General features: G+C 41.9%; 3 protein-coding genes. All 3 read right to left on the bottom strand.

Annotation, left to right across the window (positions count from 1 at the left end; translation table 11 throughout):
- Positions 1 to 366 precede the first annotated feature (366 nt).
- The 3 genes from LD39_RS04275 to LD39_RS04265 are packed head-to-tail and all read right to left on the bottom strand — an operon-like array spanning position 367 to position 3,198.
- Positions 367 to 1,671: a S9 family peptidase gene (locus LD39_RS04275; protein ID WP_035543231.1), complete on the bottom strand. Its 1,305-nt coding sequence runs from the start codon at positions 1,669 to 1,671 to the stop codon at positions 367 to 369.
- A 19-nt stretch (positions 1,672 to 1,690) separates the two neighbouring features.
- The gene (locus LD39_RS04270; RefSeq protein WP_052158726.1) at positions 1,691 to 2,803 is read right to left on the bottom strand and encodes a DUF1648 domain-containing protein; all 1,113 of its coding nucleotides are present in this window, start codon (positions 2,801 to 2,803) and stop codon (positions 1,691 to 1,693) included.
- Positions 2,803 to 3,198 (bottom strand): GntR family transcriptional regulator, encoded by a 396-nt coding sequence (locus tag LD39_RS04265; RefSeq protein ID WP_035543230.1) that lies wholly within the window; start codon positions 3,196 to 3,198, stop codon positions 2,803 to 2,805. The genes LD39_RS04270 and LD39_RS04265 overlap by 1 nt, the downstream gene beginning before the upstream one ends.
- Between the last annotated feature and the right edge of the window lie 76 nt (positions 3,199 to 3,274).

Here is a 3,274-nt window from a genome sequence, read left to right as displayed (position 1 = left end):
ATAGAAAGCTTGTTCTAGAGCGCCTCACCCCTAACAAGCAAGGATAGTGGAAGACAACCCTTATAGGTTAAAGGGGAACTTTCTCACATACATCGAATGGGTTGGTTGGGAAGCTGTGAGACTAACGAGGGAATGGATTGGCTGGCGAGACCCCGCAGGACGGAGTCCGAGGAGACTTGCCGTCATCCCCGTAGGAAAGCGAGCTGCTTCCCAACCAACCCTGACTCTATATACAGCAACGAACCCCGGTTATCTCGAAATCTAGTCTTAAAAAATCCTGCACGTTTGTTGAATAACTTTGTTTAGACAATTGATCTCTTAAAAAGGAACCGCCCTAAAAGCTACATTGGAGTTCAACAAAGAATTTTATTTAAATCCGTTATCTTTTAAAAATTCTATAATACTTTCTACAAGCCCTTCCGCAATCGGCAATGAAGGATCCGTATAGGTCCTGAGGTTTTCTTCACGATCCTCAGGGGCCTTTTTCAACACATGATTCATATTATCCACTACGATTAATTCCGCTTCAGGATTAGCATCTTTCAATAATTCCGCATCTTTTACAGGGACCTGGATATCATGTTCTCCACTCACTAAAAGCACAGGAACCGTTAGCGATTTCATTACTTCCGCAGGGTTGTAGTCCATCCAGGATTTCAAGAAAGGCTGAACAGATGGATGAAATACACTTTGGAGAGAATCACTCACTTCTGTCACCGTCTCCCCTCTCCGTAACGCATCCAAAATACTCAGGCTTTCTTTATATTGCTCGTCAGGAAGACTTTGCTTTAACTGCTCTTCTAAGACTTGATCGATTGGTCTACCAGCACCCGCAATCGAAATGAAGGCGTCCACCTCCGCCTCTTTTGCTCCTAACATACCGACGAGAGAACCTTGACTATGACCGATAACCGCTATATTTTTAAACCGTTGATCCTGTTTAAGTTTATCCATCCACATGGCCGCATCTTCAACAAACTGATCAAATCGTGTTTCCTCCATAGCGGATGCCGCTTGTGCATTTTTCCCAGCTCCTCGCTTATCGTACCTAACACTTGCAATGCCCTGATCTGCCAGTTGTTCTGCCAGCAGCCTCAAGCTGTTGTTTTTTACACCAGGACTGTTTCCATTCCGATCCGTTGGTCCCGATCCCGGAATAATGAGAGCTACAGGATAATTCTCTCCCTCCTCGGGAAGGACTAGAGAGCCGTACAAAGTTCCTGTCTTCGTCTTAATCGTCATAAATTCCTCTGACTCTTCATTTGCCTTTTGATTTTCAGAAGTTTTCTTTAAATCAAATGGAAAGCTTTGACCGGCTTGAGTAAACGTCCCGTCAATTGTATCCCCCTTAACCTTTCCACTGAATACAATCGACTGACCAGCCACGGGCATCTGAAAGGATACCTCTTCTTGTTGCAATTTAATATCCGCAAGTGAAAACCCCTCGACATTTTGAGCAGGAATCGTTATTTCCCCTTTAACCGGGGACTCTTTTGAAAAGGAAACCTGTATTTCTAAAGGTTGGTTTGGAACTTGAATTGTACCCTGCCAATCCCCTGATAGATTTGCAACTTTCATCTCCTTCTCACCTTCTTGTTTCGTATTTGAATCCTCACTACATCCAGCTGCGAAAAACACAAGAACAAGCACACTCATCAGCCATTTCAACATGTGTAACGTTCCCTCCTCATTAGGCTCCTAGCAATAAAGGTAAACCGACAGCTAATAATATTATCGTTATAAGAATCAACCAAGCAAACGGACTGGCAAGGTTAATGGTCCACCCTATACCGAACCTTTTTTCGAGAAATAGAGCCGGATCGTTTTTATTGATATAAAATTGACCGAGTTTCCAGTAACGATCGTCATCGCGGTCGATGACTTCCCCTTTCTTATCAGTGGTAGTTTGCACTCGGCTCCCTCCTTGGCCTGTTGTAAAAGAAAGCACGACTGTACCGATTGTAACGGCAATACCGAATAATATTGGTAGGATGATCAGTAACCGCTCGTCTATATCATAGATAAAGGACAGTTGAATAAGAGCAAATAGCACTGTAATTCCAATCCCCGTGATAATAATGAACGCAGACCATCTTCTTCTAAATACAAGGTTTCTATATTTTGATTCTTCGGGATTCTCCGCGCTGACTTGCTGCTTTGCCCTCCCAATCATACTGTTAATGAATAAAAATAATGCAGCTAGATAGAATTGCATCACAGGCATGAGGAGAACGGTACGGTAGGATTTATCTGCCCAGTTCGTCACCTCTCCATTAAAACTATATTGCATTGGGAATCGTTCAGGTATTCGGTCATAGAATTGAAAAGTAAGCACGAGGGTAACAAGAGATATAGCGAAAGCAATAAAGAACCAGCCATTTGAATACGTTAATCTCTGAGTTCTAAAGCTGGTATCCACTACAACTTGTTGAGACTTTCCGTGGCTCCAATTTTCATTGGCTTTCATTACTTTCATTTGTTTATGGAACCGTAAATAAACGATGAAACTGATAAGGATGTATAGGACTAAGATTGCACTGAGAAGCAAGCTGAATGTATTTTCATCACCTTGCATAAGAATCCCGGCTGCAAAATAACCGACGACCGCTACTATACCAGCTGCCCCCATGGAAACAGAGTATTTTTTACGCATGGTCTGTAATTCTGTTCGTTCATAAACCTCCTCAGGTATGGATACACCGAAACTCTCTGTTTTTCTTGTCCAATAGGGAATAAACATGATTGATAGGAAGACGGGGAGTATCACAGCTGAAAAAATTAAACCGAACACTAGAAAATCCATTACCTATCATCCTTTCCATCTGGAAATTCTACAAATAACTCTTTGCACATAGAAAGAAACTTCTCTTCACTTACACTCCGGCAAACAGCTTCAGCAATAAGAGGGTGAAGCGTCTGCTTAAGATTACTAAGATAATCTTCATCTGCAGGTTCTACCCCGTCCGGATTGACGACCACACCTTTTTGCCTGTGAATTAATATGAACCCTTCCTGCTTCAATTGTTGATAGGCTTTATTCACTGTATGCAAGTTGATACCGATATCAGCAGCCATAGCTCTTACTGAAGGAAGGCTTTCCCCCGGTTTAAGATCTCCCCGTGCGATTCCTGCGATGATTTGATTTTTAAATTGCGTATAAATTGGGTCTTTTCCTTCTAAATCGATGCGAATGTACAAAAGCGACACTTCCTTTTGTTTGCTTGTTATATTTATAGTATAACAGTTATAACTAAAGAACAAGAAAAATTAAAAA

The organism is Halobacillus sp. BBL2006, from assembly GCF_000786645.1.
Lineage (GTDB): Bacteria > Bacillota > Bacilli > Bacillales > Halobacillaceae > Halobacillus.
Note: the sequence above shows the minus strand (reverse complement) of the source record. Positions and strands in the feature narration are given on the sequence as shown.